Origin of the sequence: Halosimplex carlsbadense 2-9-1, from assembly GCF_000337455.1 — an archaeon.
Lineage (GTDB): Archaea > Halobacteriota > Halobacteria > Halobacteriales > Haloarculaceae > Halosimplex > Halosimplex carlsbadense.
Window position 1 is genome coordinate 66,659 of record NZ_AOIU01000011.1, and the last position, 19,635, is coordinate 86,293.

General features: G+C 70.1%; 16 protein-coding genes. 8 read left to right on the forward strand and 8 right to left on the reverse strand.

Translation table 11 applies throughout. From position 1 onward, the window contains the following. Positions 1-56: 56 nt before the first annotated feature. Positions 57-1,577 carry an HPP family protein gene (locus tag C475_RS05055; protein WP_006882702.1) on the forward strand — a complete coding sequence of 507 codons (1,521 nt, stop codon included), beginning with the start codon at positions 57-59 and terminating at the stop codon, positions 1,575-1,577. A gap of 51 nt (positions 1,578-1,628) precedes the next feature. Further along, complete coding sequence (locus C475_RS05060; RefSeq protein WP_006882703.1) at positions 1,629-2,201, forward strand: hypothetical protein; 573 nt, start codon at positions 1,629-1,631, stop codon at positions 2,199-2,201. A gap of 3 nt (positions 2,202-2,204) precedes the next feature. Here the strand turns inward: C475_RS05060 and C475_RS05065 are convergent, their stop codons facing one another. Continuing rightward, the gene (locus C475_RS05065) at positions 2,205-3,407 is read right to left on the reverse strand and encodes an NAD-binding protein (RefSeq protein ID WP_006882704.1); all 1,203 of its coding nucleotides are present in this window, start codon (positions 3,405-3,407) and stop codon (positions 2,205-2,207) included. A gap of 122 nt (positions 3,408-3,529) precedes the next feature. Between C475_RS05065 and C475_RS05070 the strand changes: the two genes are divergently transcribed. The 3 genes from C475_RS05070 to C475_RS05080 all read left to right on the forward strand — a co-directional run bounded on the left by C475_RS05070 (position 3,530) and on the right by C475_RS05080 (position 6,984). Then, on the forward strand, positions 3,530-4,777 hold the full coding sequence (locus tag C475_RS05070; protein WP_006882705.1) for a potassium channel family protein: 1,248 nt from the start codon (positions 3,530-3,532) through the stop codon (positions 4,775-4,777). Then, positions 4,774-6,639, forward strand: a complete 1,866-nt coding sequence (locus C475_RS05075; protein WP_006882706.1) for a TrkA-C domain-containing protein — start codon at positions 4,774-4,776, stop codon at positions 6,637-6,639. The genes C475_RS05070 and C475_RS05075 overlap by 4 nt, the downstream gene beginning before the upstream one ends. Positions 6,640-6,708: 69 nt before the next feature. Further along, a complete protein-coding gene (locus C475_RS05080) occupies positions 6,709-6,984 on the forward strand; it encodes a ubiquitin-like small modifier protein 1 (protein ID WP_006882707.1) in 276 nt (91 codons plus the stop codon). Positions 6,985-7,046: 62 nt separating this feature from the next. Here C475_RS05080 and C475_RS05085 read toward each other — a convergent pair whose 3' ends face one another. Further along, positions 7,047-7,742 carry a hypothetical protein gene (locus C475_RS05085; RefSeq protein ID WP_006882708.1) on the reverse strand — a complete coding sequence of 232 codons (696 nt, stop codon included), beginning with the start codon at positions 7,740-7,742 and terminating at the stop codon, positions 7,047-7,049. A gap of 103 nt (positions 7,743-7,845) precedes the next feature. Then, positions 7,846-10,620, reverse strand: coding sequence for an alanine--tRNA ligase (gene alaS / locus C475_RS05090; protein ID WP_006882709.1), 2,775 nt, complete (start codon positions 10,618-10,620; stop codon positions 7,846-7,848). A gap of 138 nt (positions 10,621-10,758) precedes the next feature. Here alaS and C475_RS05095 point away from each other — a divergent pair, with 138 nt between their 5' ends. Next, on the forward strand, positions 10,759-11,280 hold the full coding sequence (locus tag C475_RS05095; RefSeq protein ID WP_006882710.1) for a hypothetical protein: 522 nt from the start codon (positions 10,759-10,761) through the stop codon (positions 11,278-11,280). A 31-nt stretch (positions 11,281-11,311) separates the two neighbouring features. Here C475_RS05095 and C475_RS05100 read toward each other — a convergent pair whose 3' ends face one another. Then, entirely contained in the window at positions 11,312-12,475 is a 1,164-nt protein-coding gene (locus tag C475_RS05100) for a DUF4382 domain-containing protein (RefSeq protein WP_006882711.1), read from the reverse strand. Between the two features lie 293 nt (positions 12,476-12,768). On the opposite strand from C475_RS05100, the gene C475_RS05105 reads away from it, so the two are divergent. Next, a complete protein-coding gene (locus C475_RS05105) occupies positions 12,769-13,269 on the forward strand; it encodes a phosphate-starvation-inducible PsiE family protein (RefSeq protein ID WP_006882712.1) in 501 nt (166 codons plus the stop codon). A 55-nt stretch (positions 13,270-13,324) separates the two neighbouring features. Further along, on the forward strand, positions 13,325-14,275 hold the full coding sequence (rnz, locus tag C475_RS05110; protein WP_006882713.1) for a ribonuclease Z: 951 nt from the start codon (positions 13,325-13,327) through the stop codon (positions 14,273-14,275). Positions 14,276-14,757: 482 nt separating this feature from the next. On the opposite strand, the gene C475_RS05115 is transcribed toward rnz, so the two are convergent. From C475_RS05115 to C475_RS05130, 4 genes are all read right to left on the reverse strand, one after another. Further along, positions 14,758-15,906 carry a DUF373 family protein gene (locus C475_RS05115; protein ID WP_006882714.1) on the reverse strand — a complete coding sequence of 383 codons (1,149 nt, stop codon included), beginning with the start codon at positions 15,904-15,906 and terminating at the stop codon, positions 14,758-14,760. Positions 15,907-16,071: 165 nt separating this feature from the next. Continuing rightward, complete coding sequence (gene sppA, locus C475_RS05120) at positions 16,072-17,100, reverse strand: signal peptide peptidase SppA (RefSeq protein ID WP_006882715.1); 1,029 nt, start codon at positions 17,098-17,100, stop codon at positions 16,072-16,074. 114 nt (positions 17,101-17,214) lie between these two features. Next, a complete protein-coding gene (locus C475_RS05125) occupies positions 17,215-17,997 on the reverse strand; it encodes an MBL fold metallo-hydrolase (protein WP_006882716.1) in 783 nt (260 codons plus the stop codon). Between the two features lie 120 nt (positions 17,998-18,117). Further along, positions 18,118-19,524 (reverse strand): signal recognition particle protein Srp54, encoded by a 1,407-nt coding sequence (locus C475_RS05130; RefSeq protein ID WP_006882717.1) that lies wholly within the window; start codon positions 19,522-19,524, stop codon positions 18,118-18,120. Positions 19,525-19,635 lie beyond the last annotated feature (111 nt).

Here is a 19,635-nt window from a genome sequence, read left to right on the forward strand (position 1 = left end):
CCGACCGCGCGGGCGTCGAACGACCATTTTTGTACCACGGTGGGATAGTGGCGTCCATGCGCGGCCCGCTCGGCGACCGGATCTACGCGACGGTCGCGCGGCTCCGGCGACTCGAACGCCGCGAGGCGCGGGCCTTGCGCCGCTGGATCGAGCGAACGAGCAACCTCGTTCACCTGTCGGTCCTCGTGTTCGTCCCGCTGTTGATCGCCGTCGTGACGCTGCTGTTCAACAGCATCGAGGAGCTCTCCTTTCTCCTGTTCCCGCCGCTGGCGTCGGGCACCTACACGCTGTTCGCGAACCCGGAGGGGAAGTACGCCTCGCCGACGCGCTTCGTCGCGGGTCTCACCGCCGGATCGCTGTGTGGCTGGGCAGCGCTCGTCCTCGGGTCGACCCTGGGCGTCGGCGGCGTCACCGCGAGCGTCGGCGGCGGGGAGCTGACCGTCGGCGCCTTCGCGGCCGCCGTCGCCGTCTTCCTCGCCGGGGTGAGCACGTGGGCGCTCGACATCGAGGAACCGTCGGCCTACTCGACGGCGCTGCTGGGGCTGCTCGTCGGTCCGGCCGACCAGCTCGTGTTCGCGCTGTCGGTCCTGGTGGCGAGCAGCGTCGTCGCGTCGGTGTTCGTCGTCTGGCGCGAGCAGTTCTACGACCGGCGCGCGCAGTTCCTCTACGAGTCGACGGACAGCGACGACCACGTCCTCGTCCCGATGCGCGGGGACGACCCCGACGCCACTGCGATGCTCGGCGCGCGCCTCGCGTCCGCTCACGACGCCGGGAAAGTCGTCCTGCTGGACGTGGTCGACGACGAGGCCGCCGCCAGCGCCGAGCGGGACTTGCTCGACGACCGACGCCGAGCCGACCGCTCCGTCGGCGCCGACGAGGGCCGCGACGACCCGGGCGAGTCTCCCGGTGACCCGTTCGACGACCGAAACGAGGACCGCGCCGAGGAGCGGGCGGTCGCCCAGGCGGCGGCGCACCTCGAAGACCGCGCGAGCGAGATCGAGACCCGGGTCGGCGTCCCCTGCGAGGTCGTCGTCGCCGTCGGCGGGCGCTCGCCGGCGGCCACCGTCCTGAAGACCGCCCGCGAGACCAACTGCGACCTGATCGCCGCGGCCTACGAGCAACGCCACGGTGCGCTCACGCCGTACATCCACGACCTGTTCCGCGGCGAGGTCGACGTGGTCGTCCACCGCTCGGCCGCGGGGCGAACCCGCTGGAAGCGCGTGTTAGTGCCGGTCCGCCGGGCCAGCGACGTGGCCCACAGCATGCTCGACTTCGCCCGCCGGCTCGTCGGTCGGTCGGGGCGGATCAGCGTCTGCTCCTGTGTCTCGAACGAGCGCGAGCGCCGCCGGGCCGAGGGGATGCTCGCCGATCTGGTCGAGCCGTTCGAGGGCAACTTCGAGACCCGCGTCGCCGTCGAGACCATCGAGCGCTACCTCGCCGACAACGCCGACGACTTCGACCTCCTGTTCATGGGCGCCAGCACCGACCGGTCGACGGCCTCGCGGCTGATCTCGCCGCCGACGTTCGAACGCATCCAGGACATCGACGCCGACGTGGTCATCGTCGACCGGTCGTGAGCGGTTCGGCGGTCCACAAGACAGATAACCGAGACGACAGTCCGCCCGGACGTGATAGATTTCCGAACGTTCGCGGCCGGGTCGAGCGCGCTCGGTGGGCTGATCTGGCTGGCAACACCGTTGTTCCCGGTCCTGTATCGCCTCTCGCCCTCGTTTCGTCCCAGACTGCTGTTCGTCGTCGCGCCGCTGCTGGTCGCCGTCGGGCTGGTCGGGTTCGACGACGCCTACCGCGGGACCTACGGCACCATCGGGCGGGTCGGGACGGGACTCGTGGCGGTCGGCGTCCCGCTTATCGGGCTCGGTCCGCTCGTGCAACTGCTGGGATTCGGGCTATCGCCCGGCGTACTGTTCATGCTCGGGGCCTACGCGGGGGCCGCCGTCGCCGGAGCGGGGGCGATCGCCGTCGCGGTCGATGTCTGGCGGACGGGAGCGCCGTCGCGGCGGCTGGTTGTCTGGCTCCCGCTCGGGGTCACGGCGACGGCGCTCGCGACCTTTCCCGCCGCGATCGTCGTACCCCGGTCGCTCGCCAGGTTCGACGTCTTCGCAGTGGTCGCCGGCCTCGCGTGGCTCGCAGTCGGGTACTACACGCTGGCGTCCGGCGATGACACGGCCGCGCCGGCCTGACGGTCAGCCCCTGTCGGGGGCGTCGTCCGTTCCCTCGGCCTCCAGCAGCCGGTCGGCGAGCCCCTCCATGTCGCCGCTGCCCAGCGCGGACTCGACGAGGAGGTGGCCGCCGATGACGGCGGGGCTGATGACGGCGTCGGCGCCGGCGCGGCGGAGCTTCTCGACGTTCTCGCGGTCGGTCGCGGCGGCGACGATCCGGGCGTCGGGGTGGAACTGCCGGGCGGTGAGGATCGCCAGCGCGTCCTGTGCGTCGTCGTTGGTGGCGGCGATGACGGCGCGGGCGTGTTCGATCCCGGCCAGTTTCTGCGGGTCCTCGTCGCTGGGGTCGCCGACGACGACGTGGAGGTCACGCGTCCGCAGGGTGGCCGCCAGCTCGCTGTCGGGGGTGATGACGACGAACTCGGCGGCCGCCGAGAGTTCTTCGAGGAGCGGTTCGGTCAGGTCGCCGTAGCCCAGGACGACGACGTGGTCGTCCAGGAGTTCGAGATCGGATTCGTTCATGGTACCGAGTGCTTGCGAGAAGCGGGCCTCGATGGCGGGGCCGAGCAGCGACCCCAGCGCGACGGTGAAGCTAGCGACGCCGAGCACGAGGACGCTCATCCCGAACAGCTTCGCCTGCTGGCTCGCGGGCGTCACGTCGCCGTAGCCGACGGTGCTGGCGGTGACGATGGTGTAGTACAGCGCGTCGGTCAGCGTCGAGAGGTTGGTGAACTCCTCTCGCAGCTGGTAGGCGCCGACGGTGCCGTAGACGAGCGTCCCGGAGAGCGCGGCGGCCGCCGCCAGCTGCGTCGTCGACAGGTCGGCCTGGCGGTCGAACCGCCGGTAGTTCACCAGCACGGTCGGCAGCGACAGCAGCGACAGGGCGATCAGCGGCAGCGAGTACTGGCTCGACTGGGCGAGTCCCTGAATGGCCGTCATCGGCAGGAGCACGACCGTCGAGAACCACGCCGCGCGCAACCGGCGGCGCATCCCCCAGGCGCTCAGCAGCATCAGGAAGCCCGTCAGCGCGCCGGTGAACCCGGCCGCTCGCTGGACGGCCCGGGGGATCTCGACGTACATCTCGATGAGGGGGTTGACCGACGTGGCGCTGATGTTGGCCACGCCCGTCCCGAACGAGATGATCGCGACGATAGTCGGCAGCCAGATGGCTGCGCGGGTCCCGACGAACACCGTCCGCGGATGCTGCAGCACCCGCTTCGCGTCCATACCCCCTTCGAAGTCATCGAACGGCTAAAGTTCCACCGACCGGGGACGAGTCGTGTCACCGCTACCGGGGGTCCGGGGTCTGACCCCGAAGCTATTCACGAGTGGATTCCGTCACACCCCCCATGGCTTCGTTCCCGGTCGAGCTACTCTTCGGCATCTATCTCGGTATCCTGACTGGGATCATCCCGGGTCTGGTCGCGTGGTCGCTGGGGTTCGTCTTCAAGTACTTCACCGGCGTCACCATCCCCGGGTTCGGTGTGGTCGTCCTCGCGGTCGCGCTCGCGGGCGTCAACGGCGGCCTGCTCGCGCTCGCGGACCCGACGATCACCCAGTCGGCCAACGCCGTGACGGTCACGACCGCCATCCTCGTCGTCCTGATGATCTCGCTGTACGCCCACAGCCGCGGCGACCAGATGGGCGCGACGTTCCCGAAGCGGCTCTCGCTGAAGCAACTGCGCGAGCGGACGCTCGCCGCCGACGTGCGCGGGGCGCTGGCCGGCCGCGACGAGGCGCGGGTCCGCGTCGTCGGGGAGGTCGCCGACATGGAGGGGTATCCGCCGCTGTCGGACGACCTGCGCGCGGAGATCCGGGCGAGCGAGTGGACCTTCCCCGCGGACCTGCGGATCTCCGAGCTCGAATCGCGGCTGGCCGAGCGGCTGAAGACCGAGTACGACCTGGGCGACGCCGCCGTCACCGTCGACGAGCGCGGCCGCGCCTCCGTGGTCGCCGCGCCGCCGTTCTCGGGGCTCTCCAAGCGCGTTCCCGACGACAAGCGGGCGGTCTCGGTGAACGCGCTTGTCCCGACGGGCGTCGCCCGCAGCGACGAGGTAACGGTGATCACGCCCGACGCGCAGGTCCGCGGGACGGTCGTCAGCGCGAAGACGCAGAAGGCGGCCGCCGACGCCGGGCCGGACCCGGAGGCGAGCAGTGTCGGTGACGAGGACGACGCCGACGAAGACGACGAGGAGAGGGTCCCCCAGCCGGTGCGGGCGCCGACGACGACCGGCGGCGAGGGGCGGATCACCGTCGCCGTCACGCGGACCGACGCCGAGCCGCTGTTGAAGGCCGACCGCGCCCGCGTGGTCGTCGAATCGCGGGGCGTGCGCCGGGAGTACGAACTGCTCTCGCTGTTGCGGCGGGCGGGGCGGCGCTTCGGGCGGGTGACCGTCGGGGCCGACGGCCCGCTCGACGGCGCGACCGTCGGCGAGGCGAACGTCCGCGGCGCCTACGGCGTCGCCGTGATGGCGGTACGGGGCGCCAGCGGCTGGGCCGTCGCGCCGAGGGGGTCGACGACGCTCGCGGCGGGCGACGAGGTGTTCGCCGTCGGGACCCGCGCGGAACTCGACGCGTTCCGGGAGGTGGTGGCGTGACCGCGCTCGCGACGGGCGCGAGCGGCACGCTCGGCCTCGATGCCGGCGCTGTCGCCGACCTGGCGGCCGCGGCCGTCGCCCAGAGCGGGTCGCTCACCGAGCGGGCGCTCGTCGGCGCCGCGCAGATCCTCGGGCTCTCGCTGATCGCAGCCGGGGTGGCCGCGGTGGTCGCGCTCCTCTATCGCTGGTACGTCCGCGAGCGCGTCCCCGGCAGCCTGCCCGCGCTGTTCGGCCTCAGCGCCGTCGTTCCCCTCCTGGGTACCAACCGCCTGCTCCGGGACGTGATGAGCCCCGGAGCGGGCGCGTCCGCGTCCGCGTTCGACGAGGCGACGGCGCTGTTCAACATCGCCGCTGTCCTCGTCGCGCTCGTCGCTACCCGACTCGGCACCGACGTGGGCGACCGCCTCGGCAGCGACGTGGCCGTCGCGACCGGCGAGCGCGCCGTCGAGACGGAGGTCAGCCGCGTCGTCCAGGCCGTCGGCCGGGTCATCACCGTCGAGATCACCGAAGAGGTCGAGGACATCGTCGGCTACGACCCCGTCCCCGCCGAGACCAAGGAGAAGCTCGCGGGCAAGACCTTCGTCTTCCCCCGCCGGCTGACCGTCGAGGAGCTTCGCGACCGGCTCGTGACACGGCTGAAGACCGACTACGGCGTCGGCCACGTCGACCTGGAACTCGGCGACGACGGGAGCGTCGAGTACCTCGCCGTCGGCTCCCGCGCCGCGGGTATCGGCCCGACGCTGCCCCCCGAGACCTCGGCGGTCGCGGTGAAAGCCGACCCCGCCTTCGCCGCCAGCGCCGGCGACCTCGTCCAGGTGTGGCGCACGGATCCCTTCGAGCGGGTCGTCACCGCGGAACTGCGCGGCGTCGTCGACGACGTGGCGACGCTGGCCATCGACGCCGCCGACACGCGCAAGCTCGACGCCGAGGGCGGCTACAAGCTGGTCACGCTGCCCGTCGAGACTCGACCGGACCGGGAGTTCGCCTCGGTCCTCCGGGCCGCCGAGGAGACGATGGCCGCGGTCACCGTCGGCGCCGGGAGCGCCCTCGCCGGCCAGCCCGTCGGCGCGCTGGACGTGACCGTCGTCGCCGTCCGCCCCGAGTCGGGCCCGGTCGAACCGCTGCCCGACCGCGACCGCACGTTCGCGCCCGGCGACGCCGTCTACGTGGTCGCCGCCCCGGAGGCCATCCGCAAGATCGAAGCGGCCGCGTCGCCGCGAGCGGCGACCGCGGCCGCCGGCGCGACCGGCGCGGCGCTCACCCCTGACGAGCAGATCGACCCCGGTCGAGCGGTCGGTGAGGGCTCGGACGACGGCGAGGCGCCGCCGAATACGTCGGAGTCGAGCGGGAACGGGACGCCGCCGGCGGAGTCGGCGGCCGACCCCCTCGCCGACGCGGACGCGCCCGGCATCGAGGCGCTCGAAACGGACGACTCGGACCCGCTGGCGAACGGCGATCCCGCGGCGAACGAACCGACGGAGCAGGACGATAGCGATACGGACTCCCACCGCGAGGGTACCGAAGCCGACGACGCTGACTCCGAAGTCGATGGCGCACCGGACGACGAGCCCGCGGAACCGACGCGCACCGAACCGGCCGCCACTCCCGGTATCGACGCCGACGAGCCGACCGGTACGGACGACGAGCCGACTGGTACGGACGACGCCGGCGACGACGACGCCGTCGGCGACGACTGGGAGACCATCACCGAGCCGGACGCGTCCGAGGACGTGGCGGACGGTGTCGATCCGGACGGCCGCGCGGAGGAAGTCGAGCCAGACGACGACGGGGACGAGACCGACGACTCGGGGGGAAGCGACTGGACGGTCGCGGTCGACCAGCGCCGCGAGGACGACGAGTAGCGAACTCGTTCGGGTCGGCCGCCGCCCGAGTGCGGAACGCTCTTTGGGTATCGGTGCCGTTGCTCGGGTATGCACTGGCGACTGTTCGCCACCCTCGCCGAGACGGCCGGCGACACCGAGATCGAAGTCGAGTCCGGCGCCGACACCGTCGGCGACGCCTTCGACGCGCTGCTGGCGGCCCATCCGGGACTCGAATCCGAAGTACTGGACGACGACGGCGACCTCTACGGCCACGTCCGCCTGCTCCACGAGGGCCGCGATCCGTTCGCCGAGGCGGAGGGCTTCGAGACAGCCGTCGACGACGGCGACGAACTGGCGCTGTTCCCGCCCGTCAGCGGCGGGTAGCTGGCAGTCCCACTTCGAGCGCCGAACCGGGTCCCCGTGAGCCGTTCGCTCGGGACCGTGTATCAGGCGTCCAGCAGCTCCAGCACGCGCAGGACGAGCTGGAGGATATGGATGAACACGCCCATGACGGCGATGTAGATGCCGATGGCGCTGCGCAGGTCGCCGTACTTGCTCTCGCGGACCGCCCAGATCTCGTAGGTCAGGTCGACGACGAACCCGAGCAGGAACAGCGCGCCCGCGGCGAGCATGATCGTCGGGTTCACGAAGAAGCCGATCGCGCCGACGAGGAAGCCGGCGCCGAAGCACACCCACGAGTACAGCTGCCAGCGCTCGAAGGAGTGGTCGGTCTTGAAGACGGCGACGGCGACGACGGCCGTGATGAGGCCTGTGATCACCGCCGTGATGCCCAGCGCGGTGACGCGTGTCGACGGCGGGACGCCGGCCAGGAGCGCCGACCCGATCAGTGCGTAGCCGAACTGCGACAGCGCGACGCCGACGCCGGCCAGTCCCATACTGCCCTTCTCGATGCCCGTGTTCGCCAACCAGTAGCCGCCCCCGACCGTCACGGCGAAGGTCGCGATCCCGAGGAAGAAGTTCGAGAACAGCAGCGCGCCGATCCCCGCGACCGCCGTCTCGCTCAGCACCAGCATCAACACGATGTTCAGCGCGACCAGTCCCGCCCCGATCCCCGCGATCTTCGAGACGCTCCGCGAGGCCGCCGTCTCGACCCCCGGCGCGTCGTACTCGATCCCGCTCATGTTCGATACCGGGTTGACGGCTGGGATACATGAACCTTGCCAGTCACGACAGTCATCGATCACGTTCGCGAGAAGCCGAACGGTCGGATACCGAAACCGTGTCTCAGGCGTTCGCGACCTGCTGGAGCACGTCGGGCGCCTCGTCCAGCGCGTCGTCGAGACTGTCGGCATCCGGGCCGCCGCCCTGGGCGAAGTCGGGCGGGCCGCCGCCGCCGCCGCCGACCTTCCCCGCCAGTTGGCTCACGACCTCGCCGGCGTTGACCGCCGAGCCGTCGGGGACGGCGACGACGAAGGTCGCGCCGTCGCGGCCCGAGCCGAGTACCGCGATCTTCCCCTCTTCGACGAGGGCATTGGCCGTGGCACGGAGTTCGTCCATGTCGCCGTCGAGGCGCTGGACGACCGCGGTCTCGTCGCCGACCTCGACCTCCTCGCCGCCGCCCGAGCCAGCGGCGCGGACCTCGGCGAGTTCCTCCTTCAACCCCTCGATGGTCTTGCCGCGCTCCTTCCACTCGGTGAAGAAGCGCTCGGCCGTCTCGGGCACCTCCTCGGGAGCCACGTCGAGGGTGTCGGCCGCTTCGTAGAGCGCGTTTTCGGTGTCCTGGGTGGACTGGATCGCCGCGTCGCCCGCGGCGAACTCGATGCGGATGACGCCGTCCTGGACGCGCTCGGTGCCCAGAATCTTGATCGCGCCGATGTCGCCGGTGCGGGCGACGTGGGTGCCGCCACAGGCCTGCACGTCCTCGGCGACGTGGATCAGTCGGATGTTCTCGCCGGCGGGGATACCTCCTTGATAGAGGTCGAAGCCGTGTTCGTCCTCTGCCTCGTGGCGGTCGGGCCACTCCTGTGTGACCGGGCCGTTGGCGCGGACGATGTCGTTGGCGCGGTGTTCGATCTCCTCGACCGCCGCGCGCGAAACCGACTCGTAGTGGCTCACGTCGATCCGGGAGGACTCGACGCCCTTCTGGGCGCCGGCCTGACGGACGTGCTCGCCCAGGACCTGCCGGGCGGCGTGGATGACGATGTGGGTCGCAGTGTGGTGGGCCATCAGCCGGCGACGGCGGGCGCCGTCGATCTGGCCGCGGACGAACTCGCCCTTGCCGGGGTCCGCGTCGGCCGTGTGGAGGATGACGCCGTCGACGATCTGAGTGTCGGTGACTTCTGCGGTCACGTCGTCGGTCGAGAGCGTCCCGTGGTCGGGTGGCTGGCCACCGCCCTCGGGGTAGAACATCGTCTGGTCTAACACCACGTCGTAGCGGTCGTCGTCGCGCTCGAACACCTCCAGCACGACGGCCTCGAACTCCGTGCGCTGCTGGTCCTCGTAGTACAGCCGGTCGGTGTCGGGCAGTTCCTCCAGTCGATCCTCGTAGGGCCGGCCGCCCTCCTCCTCGAAGGCCTGGCCGCCGCCGTGGCGCTCGGCGACCAGCGAGTAGAAGTCGTCCGGTGCATCGACGGCGACGCGCTTCTCGGCGGCGATCTCCTCGACCATGTCCGGCTGGATGCCGTGGGAGTCGTACAGCTCGATGAGTTCGCCGACCGGGATCGGCTCGCCCTGCTGGGCGTAGTCGTCGGCCAGACGACGGACGCGCCGACCGCCCTGGTCGAGCGTCTCGCGGTACTTCTCGACCTCGGTGCGGACGATGTCTCTGATGGTGTCGCGGTTCTCGTAGGCCAGCCGGTCGGCCTGCATGTCGACCAGTTCGTCCAGCGGCGCGTCGACGCCGACGTTGTCGACGAGACGCTTGGTGCGCCGGAGGACCATCCGCGCGAGATAGCCCGTGCCGACGTTCGAGGGGACGATGTTGTCGCCGAGCATGTACGCGAGCGTCCGACAGTGGTCGGCGATGGCGTAGATGTCCTCCAGCGGTTCGAGGAGATCCGTCAGCTCGCCCGTGCTCACGTCGAGCTGGTCGGCGATGTTGTCGCGGGCCGACTCCATGTCCTCGGCCTCGTCGATGTCCATGTGGCCCGCCAGTTTCGCGGCGCGGTGGACGATCTCCGCCTCGCGCTCGGAGTGGTCGAGCCCGGCGTTCTCTTTCAGGAACTCGATCGTGTCGGGGTAGACGGCCTCGTAGACGGTGGGGGTGCCCTGGGACATCCACGTCCAGCGCTCGATGCCGTAGCCGGTGTCGATGACCCGGCGGTCCATCTGGCTGTACGTGTTGCCGTCCTTCATCTCGACGTCGCCGTCGGGGTCCTGCTCGAACTGCATGAAGACGAGCGTCGCGAGTTCGAGCCCGCGGTAGATGACCTCGAAGGCGGGGCCGGCGTTACCGCCACCGACCCACGGGTCCTCGATGAGCGTCAGGTCTTCCACGTCGGCGCCGACCTCGTCGAGCAGGTCGACGCAGTGCTCGACGCACTGGTCCTTCCAGTAGACCTCGCCCTCGTAGGCGTAGTCGGTGCCCTCGTCGGCGTTGAAGGCGTGGTGGCCGCCCATCTCGAAGGCCATGGTGTGGCGGCCGGTCTTGCCGACGTTGTCGATGTCCTGCATGCGGATACAGGGCTGGGAGACGACGAGCGGGTTGGCCGGCGGCGGGGACTCGCCGCTGGTGACGTGCGGCTGGAAGTCGTAGATAGAGGCCTGCGTGAGCAACACGTCGTCGCGCCAGCGGTTGGCTGCGACCGGGTAGGGGTCGATGCGCTCGTGGCCCCGCTCCTCGAAGAACGAAAGGAAGGTCTCGCGGGTCTCTTCGAGCGACATGGACTCGTCGAAGCCGGGGTCGTCGATGAAGCCGTACTCTTCGCATGGCGGCTCGCCGCAGGTCGCCCGGTCCCCGTCGAGCGTCCAGAAGTGGGCCCCACACTCGGAACACTGCTTCCGGTGGAAGTCGTGCTCCTCGAAGTAGTCGAGTCGATACTCCTGTTCGAGGTCGCTCATTCGTTGCTAGGTCTTGGCCCAGCGGCGCCTAAAACAGTTCCGAAGGTGCGACCCCCGCTCTCACGGACACTCGCGTCCGATCCCGGTCGTTCGAGGCCAGTGACAAGACACATATCAGTTCCGTGCCACGGCCGACGTATGCGCCGCTTCGCCGTCGCCGGGTTCGTCCTCCTGTTCGCCCTCGTCGGGGGCGCCGCGGTGGGGCTCTCCGCGCTCACGACCGAGGACAGTCCCGCGAACGCCACCGTCTCTACCTTCGAGCCGCAGGTCGCGGTCGGCAATCAGTCCGAGGACCCCTACCCCGACTCCGACGGGGTCGTCACCTGCAACGACCGGGGGCCGATGCCGGGCAACGCCGGGCTGAGCGGGTCGCTCGTCGTCGAACGTCCGCTCCGCGACGACGGGCCACCCGAGCCGTCGTTCCGCGTGACCGTGTCCGTCGACGACGGGGCGCTCGTCGAGACACACACCGTCTCGCTCTCGACGGGCGGCTCCGAACGGCTGGTGCTGTTCGGGACCGCCGACCGGCCGCCGTCGCTGGACGGCGGCGACACCGTCCCCGTCCGCGCGACCGTCACGACGGAGAACACCACAGTCGCCACGGCGTCGCGCACGGTGGAAGTCGCCGAGCGCGACCGCCCGTGCGCGGACGAGAACTGACCGCAGTCGCCTTGCGTCGCTTCTCGCGGCGTCAGTCGCCCTGGCCGCTCACGGCGCCCTGACCAGATCCGCCGTCATCCGGACCGCCGTCTCCGGGTTCGCCGTCATCGTCCTCGTCCGCGTCGGACTCGAACTCGACCGCCAGTTCGCTCTCGGCGTCGCCGTCCTCGACTTCGATTTCGAGTTCCTCGGCGGCGTCGGGGACGCTCACGACGTACTCGCCGTCGGCGTCGGTGGTACCGGCCGGTCCGTCATCGACGCTCACCGTCGCGTTCGCGACCGCTGAGCCGTTCTCGGTCACGCGGACGGTGACGTTCTCGCCGGCGGTGACGTTCCCGACGAACGACGCATCGATGGAGCGGTCATCGTCTTCGGGGTTCTCGCGGTCTTCGCGTTCGTCGTCGACCCGTTCGATGGGCACCTCGGTGCCGGACTGGCTGACGACCGGCTTGAGGATGTACTTCCCGCTGTTGCCCGCCTCGTGGACGGACACGTCGTAGACAAAGTCGACCGTCGAGCCGTTCTCGACGGCGAACTCCGTGTTCAACTGCAGTTTCCCGCTCGGGAGCTTCACTCGCTGGTCGTCGCCGTTGGTCAGCGTTCCGTTCACCTCGCCGACCTCCATGTGGACCTTGTCGTACTCGCCCGCGGGGAGGTCGAACTGCTCCAGCAGCGTCGCGTTCGCGCCGCGAAGCCCCGAGAGGTCGACGCTCGTGGCGTTCACGTCGCGAGTGACCCAGCGACCGTCACCGTCGCCGGCCTCGTCACCGTCCATCTCCTCGCCTTCGCGCTCGTCTTCGGTGTCCGCTCCGCCCTCGTCGCCGGCTTCGGTCTCGTTGCCGTCGTCCGCGACGGTCGCGTTCGCAGGGGTGGCCGTCGCGTTAGCTGTCACCGTCGCGTCCGCCGGCGTTGCGGTCGACGCGTTCGCGTCCCCGACGGCCGAGCCGTTCGCGGCCTCGACCAGGTGGAACCTGACCGACGTGATCGTGACGTTCAGATGCGCGAAGTCGTCCATGTCGTTCGGTTCGTCGCTCACGTAGAAGTTGACCGTCCCGGCGTCTCCGCCGTCGGTCGCGCTCGCGCCGTCACCACCCGCCCCGCCGTCGGCCCCGGGCGTCGCCGTGGCGGCCATCCCGGCACACCCGGCGGTCACGACCAGCAGCGCGGTCGCGACCGCGAGGACGGCGCGCTTCATATCGATCCCTCCCGTCGGCGATGCTCGTCCGCTCGTCGCTCGAGTTCGGGTCGTCTTCGTGACATCGTAGCTCCGACTACCACCGCCACGTCCGTATAAATACCAGACGCCGAAGCCGGATTTCGACGGATCAAATCGATTTTATACGGGTCTACAGACTCTCTCGCCCAAAATCTGTTCCCACGCTTGTGAACTAGCGACAGGTATAAATATTGGTTTTCTGGAGTACTCGCCTCGACGAGCGCCGGCAGGATCTCTTTGTGGTGCGAGACCACAGATCGGGGTAGCCATCGATGAGCGCCGACGAGGAGGGCACGGAGCCCGACGCGGAGACGGGCGCGGAGCCGCCGCCGCTCGCCGAGCGGTACGCGGAGCTGACGGGACGGTTCGTCCACGGGGTCGAACTGGCGGCGGCGTCACTGTTCGCGGTGCTGTTCGCGGTGGGCGTCGTCGATCTGCTGATCCAGATCGTCGGAACGGTCCGTTCGGGCGCGATCACGGACCCGCTCGTGGTGATTGGGTTCATCGATACAGGGCTGCTCCTGCTCATCATCGTCGAGGTGTATCAGACCGTGATCGCGTACACGCGGGAGGACGACACCCGGCGGATCGTCCGGCTGGTCATCTACACCGGGGTCATCGCGATGGTGCGCAAGGCGATCATCTTCCGGACGAGCGAGTACCCGACGGCGACGGACGCCCTGACGGCCGCGGTCGCGTACACCGTCATCATCGCCGGACTCGTCGCCTTGCTGTTCGCCGAGCGCGGGACAGAAGGGGTACTCGACCAGTGAACTGCCCCTACCGCGATTCGACACCCGTTTACCGGGCCACCTCGGATGAGCGGACATGCGCGTGACGTTTCTCGGTACGAGCGGCGCGGTCCCGACCACCCAGCGCAACACGAGCGCGCTGCTGGTCAACCGCGACGGCGACCGCCTGCTGTTCGACTGCGGCGAGGGCACCCAGCGCCAGATGATGCGCTTTTCCACCGGCTTCGCCGTCGACCACCTCTTCGTCACGCACTGCCACGGCGACCACGTCCTCGGCATCCCCGGTCTCGTCCAGACCTTCGACTTCAACGATCGCGAGGCGCCGCTCGCCATCCACGCCCCTCACGGCACCCGCGGCCAAATCGAGGACCTCGTCCACGCCGCCGGCAACGACCCGTCCTTTCCCGTCCGAATCAACCAGGTCGGCCCCGACGAGGTCGTCCTCGACCGCTCGGAGTACGAGGTACGGGCCGTTCGCACCGACCACCGCACCGACGCCGTCGGCTACGTGATCGTCGAGGACGACCGCAAGGGCCGCTTCGACCGCGAGAAAGCCGAGGAGGAACTCGGCCTCCCGCCCGGCCCCGAGTACTCGAAGCTCCACCGCGGCGAGTCCGTCGAACACCAGGGACGGACCATCGAGCCCGAGGAGGTCGTCGGCCCGCCCCGACCCGGTCGCCGGATGGTCTACACCGGCGACACTCGCCCCACGGACGCCATCGCCGCCGCCGCCGAGGACGCCGACCTGCTCGTCCACGACGCCACCTTCGCGAGCGACTGGGCCGACCGCGCCAGGGCGACCGCCCACTCCACCGCTCGCGAGGCCGCCGCCATCGCCGACCGCGCCGGCGCGAAGCGGCTCGCGCTCACCCACATCTCGACGCGCTACGCCGGCGACCCCTCCCCCATCGAGCGCGAGGCGCGCGAGCACTTCGACGGCGACGCCTGGATCCCCGACGACGGCGACCGGTTCGAGGTGCCGTTCCCCGACGACGGCGGCGAGCGTCCCGACAGCGACGACGCCTGACCTACCGAACCGGCGCGCGCTGTCGCGCGCTCTCGTGCGCGCGACGTAGCCGTGCGAGGGATGAGGGAACGAGCGAAGCGAGTGAGCGAATCGGTTGGGGTGGCTCGTGGCCGTTGCGGTTGCTGTCGCGGTGCGGTGTGGGGCAGTTGCTGTCCTGGTGGACTGAAAGGGCGAGACGCGCGTGGCGGCGCAGCCGCCACGGCTTGCGGCGGTCGGCGGAGCCGACCGCCCTGCTCGCGTTTACGTGGTCGCCTGAGCGGGCACTATCCGCGCGGTGCGAGGCGCGAGCGAAGTGAGCGCCTCGACATGCGAACGGGGAGTGCAACGACCCGTGAGCGAGCGGGTCGAGGGCTTTCAGCGCGTGCCGTCGATTGCGGTCGAAACGGCTGCTAGCGAGCGGGTCGAGAGCGTTCGGCGCGTGCTGTCTCCTACGGTCGTGTTCGCTCGGCCTCCGTCCGCACCAACTCGACCGGAAACGACGTTCAATCGCCGCCCTCGCGGCCGTGGGCGAACTCCTGTTCGACGGTGGTGCCGCTGAAGTAGGCGGCGAACCGGACGCCCGCCAGGCTCACGAAGACGCCGGCGAGGATGAAAAGGGCGAGGCGGGTGCCGGGGGGTTCGAGGGTGGCGCCCTCGAAGGCGACGGGGCCGACGTCGATGGGCCGGATCCGGTAGGGCCTGAACACGTCGGCGAGTTCGAGGAAGTACGCGGAGAACCCGCGGACGACGAGGCCGACGGCGACGGCGCCGAACGGGAGGTTGAGGTAGGCGCTGCGGACGCCCTCGTGGCGGATGAGCTCGTCGAGTAGCCGTCCCGTGCTGGCGGCGAGGGCGGCGCCGGTCAGCCAGGGGATGGCGTCGAAGGCGAAGCGACTGGCGAGGATGAACAGGCTCTGCGAGCCGAGTTCGGAGACGCTGATAGCGCCGGCGAATATCCCGACGAGCGAGAGCCCGGCGGCGACGACGTAGGTGACCAGCGCGACCTGGCCCGAGTACAGCGCCTCCTGGACCTGGCCGGGCAGAGAAGCGAGGTAGGCATCGACGCCGAGGCCCTTGTAGAGGAAAAAGAGGCCGACGACGGCGACGATGGCGCCGGTGGCGACGCCGGGGCTGGCGAGCCACCAGAGGACGGGGTAGGCGATGAGGGCAACGCCGATGGGGACGAGGACGGTCTTGCGCAGTTCCTCGTCGGCGAGGAACTGCTTGAGCAGGTAGTAGGTCGACTCGATGTCCCGAGCCTGGCGAACGACGACGCGGTCGACGGCGTCGACGGTGAGTCGCGACTCGACGATAGGGACCAGTCGCTCGTCCTCGGCGCTGTCGACGACGACCACGGCCGAGTCGGGGTCGTGGTCGTCGATGAGGTCCTCGACCTGGCGGGCGATGGCGCGGTCGGCGCTGATGGTGTCGTCGGTCCCCGCGAGGACCGCGACGACGGTCTCGTCGCCGCCGTCGGCGAGGTCCCGCGAGACGCGGAGGGCTTCGAGCAGGCAGTTGACCTGGCTGTCTTCGGGGTCTTCGACGCCGACATCGACGACGAGCGACTCGACGGCCTCCCGCCCCACCACCGGCGGGTCCGTCCCAGCCACGAGGTCGCCCGCGCGGTCGATACAGACGACCAGCGTTGTCACGGATCGACGGAGGCGGTCACGGAATAAAAATCCTCGCGACCGTTTCCGCCCGCGATATCGTCGAATCGCCCGAATGCGACGCCCCGAGGGAGCCATTCGGAGCGGCGCTGGCTCGGGGTGACAGGTCGCGGACTCGGTGCGGCGCGGCCGAGCGGGCTCCGAGTCCTACCGGCGAAAGCGCAGTCCCGCTACGTCGCCATCGAGGGCGCCGGCCAGCCCGGCACCGAAGGCGTAGGTGATCCGCTGGGCGCCGAAGCTGACCCGCTCGCGCAGCGAGTGGGCGGGCTCGAACTCGCGGATAGCGATGGGTTCGCCGAGGCGGTCTTCGAGGGCGTCGGTCACCGCCCGGCGGGTGCCGAGTTCGTCGACGAGGCCGCGCTCGCGGGCCTCGCCCCCGAGGAACACGCGGGCTTCGGTGTCCTCGATAGCGTCGGGCTCCATGTCGCGGCCCTCGGCGACGGTCTCGACGAACTGGTCGTAGTAGTCGTCGACGATGCCCTGGAGGTACGCCCGCTCGTCGGGGCGCAACTCCTTCAGGGGGGTCCCGGCGTCCTTGTACTCGCCGGCGGTGAACCCCTCGTAGGACAGCCCCAGCCGCTCGGCGAGGTCGTTGGCGTTGACCCGCGACCCAATGACGCCGATAGAGCCGACCAGCGACCCCTCGCGGGCCCAGATCTCGTCGCAGCCGCTGGCGATGTCGTAGCCGCCACTGGCGCAGACGTCGGTGGCGTAGGCGACGGTCGGCCCGTCGAAGCGCTCGGCGGCGATTCGGATGTCCTCGCTGGGGACGATCTCCCCGCCGGGCGTGTTGAGCGTCACCAGCAGCGCCTCCGCGGCGGGGTCGGCGTCGGCGAGTTCGATCTGTTCGACCACGTCGTCGGCACCGGCGCCGGTCGGCGAGCCGGGGACACCCCCCGTCTGGTCGCGTGCGATCGGTCCCTCGACCGCCACCTCGGCGACGTTGTACGGCGAGACGAGCGAACTCGCGATACGGCTCCCGACCCACAGCGCGAGGAGTCCGACCGCGGCGACCACCAGGAAGCCGAGCAGATCGACCAGCGAGTCGGTGCTGCGAACGAACACGTACCAGGCGGCGACGACGCCGACCAGGGCGACGAGGGCGGTGACGAGGAGCGGGACGACGGTCCCCCTGACGGTCCCGACCGGGTCGTCGTCGGATGACGAACTGCTCATAGCTCCCTAGAAGTCGCGGTCGGCGGGAAAAACTGTCGGCGCGGGTGGACGCGCACGCGGCGCGGGCCGGACGAGCGGGTCGAGCGCGTCGGTGGCGCCGGTCGAAGCGGACGGCTACAGCGCGACCTGGTCGAAGTCGCTCCAGACCTCGAACTCGGAACGGCCGTCGAGGTCGTCGGTGTGGCGTTCGAGCATGTGCTCGGAGACGTTCGTCGCGACGACGCGGTCGGCGTCGAACCGTCGGGCGCCGGCGCGCAGGTCGTCGGCGTCGCCGTGGAACTCGGCACCGAGGACGGAGCCGTCGAAGAAGAGCAGGTCGGCGCCGGTGCAGAAGTCGGGAACGGCGTCGACGCTGTCCACGTCGGGCGCGTAGACGACGGTCGACCCCCCGGCGGAGACGGCGTACCCCTGGGTCGGAAAGGCGTTGGTGCCGTGGTCGAGGTCGAACGCTCGCACGGCGAACTCGTCGGTGCCGACCTCCTCGTCGGGTTCGATGGGGACGTACTCGACGTGGTCGAGGATATGCGGGAAGGTGTCCTCGGTGAAGGTGCGGACCGGGCGGCTCCCGTAGACGGTCACCTCCTTGCCGAAGGTGGAGTGGTCGAAGTCGGCCTCGTTCCGGACGTGAGTGTCCATCGCCGCCTGGTTCAGCTCGTTGATCCCCCAGTAGTTGTCGAAGTGCGCGTGCGTCGCGAAGAAGGCGTCCACGTCGTAGACCGCCATCTCGTGGAGCTGGCTGGCGATGTCCGGCCCGATGTCGAGGACGAGCGTCCGCCCGCCCGCCTCGACGAGTGCGGCCGGCCGGCGACGGCGCTCGCTGGCGGCGCAGTACTCGCAGTCACAGAGCGGCGCCGGCACGCCGACGGCGTCACCGGTGCCCATGAGCGTGACACGCATGTCACCGTTTGGGCCGACCCACCGTTACTCGTTTCGTGTATCAGATACCGAACCGGTTCGGGCCTGCGCGCCAAACCGGTGGTAGACGGTTCGAGACGGTCGGGCCGAGACTGGCGGAGATTAGCCGAACGGTCCGCCACCGCCGCCCATGCCGCCCATCCCACCCATGCCGCCGCCACCGCCGCCGCCCTGCATCTGCTTCATCATCCGCTCCATGTCGGCGTCGCCCATGCCCTGGAACTGGTCTAACATCTGGCGCATCGCGTTGTACTGTTCGAGCAGTTCGCGGATCCGTTCTTCCGGTTTGCCCGAGCCGCGGGCGATGCGCTCGATGCGGCTCTTGCCGACGGTGCGGGGGTTCTCGAGTTCCTCCTCGGTCATCGAGTCCATGACGACCTCGAAGTCCTGGAGGCGCTCCTGGGTCACGTCCATCGCGTCGTCGGGCAACTGGTCCATGAGCCCGCCGCCCATCCCGGGGATCATGTCCATCACCTGGTCGAGCGGTCCCATCTTGTTCATCGTCTCCATCTGCTTGCGCATGTCGTGGAGGGTGAACGTCCCCTCCATCATGTCCTCGGGGTCCCAGTCGTCTTCCTCCTCGCCCGTCTCCTCCATCGCCCGCTCGACGCGCTCGGTGAGCTGTTTCAGGTCGCCCATGCCGAGCAGCCGCGAGATGAACCCGGAGGGCTCGAAGCGCTCGATGTCGGAGACGGTCTCGCCGGTCCCGAGGAAGGCGATCGACGAGCCGGTCTCGTTGACGGCCGCCAGCGCACCGCCACCTTTCGCCGTCCCGTCGAGCTTCGTGATGACGACGCCGTCGATGCCGATCGAGTCCTCGAACTCCTGGGCCTGGTCCTTCGCCGACTGGCCCATCGCCGCGTCGAGGACGAGCAGGTCCCGATCCGGCTGGACCTCCGCCTCGATGTCCTCGATCTGGTCGATGAGTTCCTCGTTGAGGCCGTCGCGGCCGGCGGTGTCGACGATGCGGATGTCGGCGTCCTCGGTCGCTTCCAGCCCTTCCCGGGCGATCCGGACGGGGTCGTCGGCGTCGGGATCGCCGTAGAAGTCCACCTCGGCGCGCTCGGCCATCTCCTTGGACTGGTCGTAGGCGCCGGGACGGTCGGTGTCTGTCTGGATGATGGCCGGTCGCAGCCCCTTCTTGGAGAACCACCAGGCCATCTTGGCCGCCGTGGTGGTCTTCCCCGAGCCGTAGAGGCCAGCGAGCATGATCGTCTGCGATTCGAGCGGGAGGTCGGTGGAGTCGCCGACGAGGCCGACGAGTTCGTCGTAGACGACCCGGAGCACCCAGTCGTGGGCGGAGGTGCCGGCGGGCGGCTCCTCCTCCAGCGCGCGGGTCTTGATGGCGTTCGACAGCTCCATCACCAGGTCCACGTCCACGTCGGCCTGCAGCAGCGACCGCTGGATGTCCTTGACGACCTCCTCGACGTCCTCCTCGGAGATGCGGGACTGGCCCCGGAGGTCGTCGAGAGTGCTCCGGAGCGACGTTCCCAGATCGTCGAGTACCATTTGCCGCGGAGTACGCGGCCGGCCCGGTAAAGCCTTTGTACTCGGCCGGTGGGCGGCGGCCCCGGTCGGCGTGGAACTAAGGGTCCCCGCCGCGGACCGTCTCACATGAAC

Excerpts from the sequence above, each read along its gene's own strand:
- C475_RS05125 (WP_006882716.1), bottom strand. The coding sequence starts at position 17,997 with ATGCGTGTCACGCTCATGGGCACCGGTGACGCCGTCGGCGTGCCGGCG.
- C475_RS05065 (WP_006882704.1), bottom strand. The coding sequence starts at position 3,407 with ATGGACGCGAAGCGGGTGCTGCAGCATCCGCGGACGGTGTTCGTCGGG.
- C475_RS05070 (WP_006882705.1), top strand. The coding sequence starts at position 3,530 with ATGGCTTCGTTCCCGGTCGAGCTACTCTTCGGCATCTATCTCGGTATC.
- C475_RS05095 (WP_006882710.1), top strand. The coding sequence starts at position 10,759 with ATGCGCCGCTTCGCCGTCGCCGGGTTCGTCCTCCTGTTCGCCCTCGTC.
- C475_RS05080 (WP_006882707.1), top strand. The coding sequence starts at position 6,709 with ATGCACTGGCGACTGTTCGCCACCCTCGCCGAGACGGCCGGCGACACC.
- rnz (WP_006882713.1), top strand. The coding sequence starts at position 13,325 with ATGCGCGTGACGTTTCTCGGTACGAGCGGCGCGGTCCCGACCACCCAG.
- C475_RS05105 (WP_006882712.1), top strand. The coding sequence starts at position 12,769 with ATGAGCGCCGACGAGGAGGGCACGGAGCCCGACGCGGAGACGGGCGCG.
- C475_RS05130 (WP_006882717.1), bottom strand. The coding sequence starts at position 19,524 with ATGGTACTCGACGATCTGGGAACGTCGCTCCGGAGCACTCTCGACGAC.
- C475_RS05100 (WP_006882711.1), bottom strand. The coding sequence starts at position 12,475 with ATGAAGCGCGCCGTCCTCGCGGTCGCGACCGCGCTGCTGGTCGTGACC.
- C475_RS05085 (WP_006882708.1), bottom strand. The coding sequence starts at position 7,742 with ATGAGCGGGATCGAGTACGACGCGCCGGGGGTCGAGACGGCGGCCTCG.
- sppA (WP_006882715.1), bottom strand. The coding sequence starts at position 17,100 with ATGAGCAGTTCGTCATCCGACGACGACCCGGTCGGGACCGTCAGGGGG.
- C475_RS05055 (WP_006882702.1), top strand. The coding sequence starts at position 57 with ATGCGCGGCCCGCTCGGCGACCGGATCTACGCGACGGTCGCGCGGCTC.
- alaS (WP_006882709.1), bottom strand. The coding sequence starts at position 10,620 with ATGAGCGACCTCGAACAGGAGTATCGACTCGACTACTTCGAGGAGCAC.